The organism is Pseudomonas antarctica (genome assembly GCF_900624995.1).
In the GTDB taxonomy this organism is placed as follows: Bacteria; Pseudomonadota; Gammaproteobacteria; order Pseudomonadales; family Pseudomonadaceae; genus Aquipseudomonas; species Aquipseudomonas antarctica.
Genome location: NZ_UYXQ01000221.1, coordinates 1 through 3,286, shown reverse-complemented (window position 1 = coordinate 3,286; position 3,286 = coordinate 1). Strand labels below are relative to the sequence as shown.

The 3,286-nt window shown below is 58.3% G+C and carries 1 protein-coding gene and 1 pseudogene; one reads left to right on the top strand and one right to left on the bottom strand.

The annotated features are described in order from the left end of the window. Window positions 1-857: pseudogene (locus E0F99_RS29420) on the bottom strand (hypothetical protein); the annotation flags it as partial. Between the two features lie 62 nt (window positions 858-919). On the opposite strand from E0F99_RS29420, the gene E0F99_RS29415 reads away from it, so the two are divergent. Then, window positions 920-3,286: CHASE3 domain-containing protein (locus tag E0F99_RS29415; RefSeq protein WP_130909118.1), on the top strand; the 2,367-nt coding region annotated here is incomplete at its 3' end.

The following is a 3,286-nucleotide window of genomic DNA, read 5'->3' as shown; positions in this document are numbered from 1 at the left end:
AATTGGGTATTGAACAATTCCGGCGCGCGAAACCTTTCGGAGCGTGCAAAGTCGTTGAACGCATTAAGCCGAACCCTGCGGTCTTTGGGTATCCATTTGTATGTGTGCCCCAGCGCTTCACCCTCCATCACACTATCAAGCATGGAACGCATCCTTGGATCGCCGGCTCCGGGGCGGCCTGTGTAGGCCTTTGCGAGGACTTGGGCTTCAAAAACCGATGGCTCAAGTGTCGGAAACTCAGCTTTGAGGCAGTCGAGCGCAATTTCTTTTCGACTGGCCAGTGGCGTGTATAAAGCAGTAGACGCCTCCACCAGCGCCTGCATGCGACTGTTGTAGGCCACTCTGGCCTGTTCCATTTGTGACTCTGTTGGTTCAGGCGTTGAGGGAACCAGTACGCCATTTATCGGGGTCCAACGGGTTTGCAAGACGGGCAGCAAACCATTGCCTAATCCCAACTCTTTTAGGACTTCGCGCTGCGCAAGTTTAACGTCGATATCTCTGGCCGGCAGGGACTCCGCTGCGGCAATAACCTCGGCATAGGTCATGTTAGGCACCCGGCCAGGTGTCTGGGCTTCGATCTTGGCTGCTGCGGTTGTCAATTGCCCCCAGAGAACACCGCCGACTTTCACATTCGAGGTAATATCTTTGAACAGAAACTGCGGAGCGTGACTCGCCAGCAGAACGTGGGTCGCAAGTTTAGCCGCCGAGTGGGTCGCGAGGCCTTCCTTGAAAGTCCGTTCCGACTTCGCTGTAGGAATCTGTTTTGAAGTAGGTAATGAGCTGAAGAAACCCGCCGGAATCAGCGCGAAATCCACTCGCAGTACGTAGGTTTTTGCGTCAAACCAGTGCAGAAACATAGCCCTAACCCATGGTCTTCGGGCAAACTCCCCCTTTTTCCGTACCCGGCCAAGGCATGAGCATGACTCCCGCGTCGACTGTCGATGAAAACAGCTTTCGTAAACTCCTGAGCCGCAACGTGGCCCTGCCTCTGGGGGTGGGTGTGCTCAGCGCGGTGTTTTTCGTCGTACTGATCACCTACCTGCTGTCGGTCATCCAGTGGGTGGAGCACACCGACCGGGTCCTCAATAACCTCAATGAGTCGTCCAAGCTGACGGTGGACCTGGAAACCGGCATGCGCGGGTTTCTGATCACCGGCGATGAGCATTTCCTCGACCCGTATGAAGTTGCCAAACCGCGGATCATTGCTGATTTGCGTAATCTGCAAGAGCTGGTGGCGGACAATCCGCAACAGGTGGATCGCCTCAAACGCCTGGAGGCGCTGCAGGTTGAGTGGAACAAATACGCCGAATCGATGATTGAAATGCAGCGCACCAGTGGCGACTACCGCGGCGCTGTGAAGGCCGGCCGTGGCAAGCGCTTGACTGATGAAGTTCGCAAGGAATACGACGATGCGGTGGCGATGGAGCAGCAGTTCCGTATCAGCCGCAATGAAGATGTCACGCGCACTACCGTCATCAGCGTCACGTTGTATCTGATCTTTGTGCTGGGCTTAAGTGGTTTTTTGGCTTACGTCGGAAGAAAAAATCTTGTTTCTCTTTCAGAGAGTTACAGCATAAACCTCGCGTCACAACAGAAGATCGCACGACGCCTGGAACAACAAGCCTGGCTGCGCAACGGCCAGACTGAACTGGCCGAACAGGTCCTCGGGCAACTGACCTTGAACCTGTTGGGTCGCAACATCCTGCAGTTCTTCGCCCAGTACATGGGCTCGGCCGTCGCCGCGCTGTATGTGCGTGAAGAACACGGCGGCCTCAAGCGCGTGGCCACTTATGGTTTCTCCCGCGAACAAGAGCAACGGGAGCAGTCGATCTACAGCGACGAAGGCATCGTTGGGCAGGCCGCCCAGCTTGATCGCCTGATTCGCCTGGACGATGTGCCGGTGGATTACTTCAAGGTCAGCTCCGGGCTCGGCGAAGGCTCGACCCGTAGCGTACTGATCACGCCCACCAGTGACGATGACCGCGTCAATGGTGTGATCGAACTGGGTTTCCTGCGCCCGCTGGAAGAGCGTGACGTCGAGCTGCTGGAGCTGATTGCCGGCAATATCGGCACCTCCATCGAAGCTGCGCGCTACCGCCAGCGTTTGCAGGAAGTGCTCGCCGAGACCCAGCAGCTCAACGAAGAGCTGCAAGTGCAGCAGGAAGAGCTCAAGACTGCCAACGAAGAACTCGAAGAGCAGTCGCGTATTCTCAAGGAATCCCAGGCTCACCTGGAAACCCAGCAGGCCGAGCTTGAGCAGACCAACGAGCAGTTGGCCGAACAGACCCAGACCCTGGCCGAGCAGCGCGACGCCATGGACCGCAAGAACGTCGAGCTCAACAAGGCACAGCTGGAACTGGAAGACCGCGCCGACGAATTGCAGCGCTCCAGCAAGTACAAGTCCGAGTTCCTCGCCAACATGTCCCACGAGCTGCGCACACCGCTGAACAGCTCGTTGATCCTGGCCAAGCTGCTGGCGGAAAACCCCCAGGACAACCTCAGCGCCGAACAGGTCAAGTTTGCCGAGTCGATCTATTCAGCGGGTAATGACTTGCTCAACCTGATCAACGACATTCTGGATATTTCCAAGGTCGAAGCCGGCAAACTTGAAGTGCGCCCGGAAAACTCCAGCGTCGTGCGTTTGGTGGACGGGCTGCGCGGCATGTTCGAACCGCTGGCCGCCGACCGCAAGCTGGCCTTCCAGGTAGAAGTGCAAAACGATGCGCCGACCCTGCTGTTCACCGACCGCCAGCGCCTGGAGCAGATCCTCAAGAACCTGCTGTCCAACGCGATCAAGTTCACCGAACAGGGCGCGGTCAGCCTGTCGGTGTCTCGAGCGCCAGGCGAGGGCATTGCGTTTACCGTGCGCGACTCCGGCATCGGCATCGCCTTGGATCAGCAGGAAAGCATCTTCGAAGCCTTCCGCCAGGCTGACGGCACCACCAACCGTCGCTACGGCGGCACTGGCCTGGGCCTGTCAATCTCCCGCGACCTGGCCACGTTGCTCGGCGGCTATATCAGCGTGACCAGCGAACCGGGCAAGGGCAGTGTGTTTACCCTGGTTTTACCGGAGCAGTACGTCGAACGCGAGGAGGGCGCTGCCCCCATCGAGCAGCCGCGCCAGGCCGTGGCGGCCCCCGCGCCAGCGCCCATCGCGGTTTCACCACTGCCGGTGGCAGATGCCCAACAGATCCCGCGCTTTGCCGATGACCGTGACAAGGCCCCATTCACCCACCGTTGCATCCTGGTGGTGGAAGACGAGCCGAACTTTGCGCGTATTCTGTTC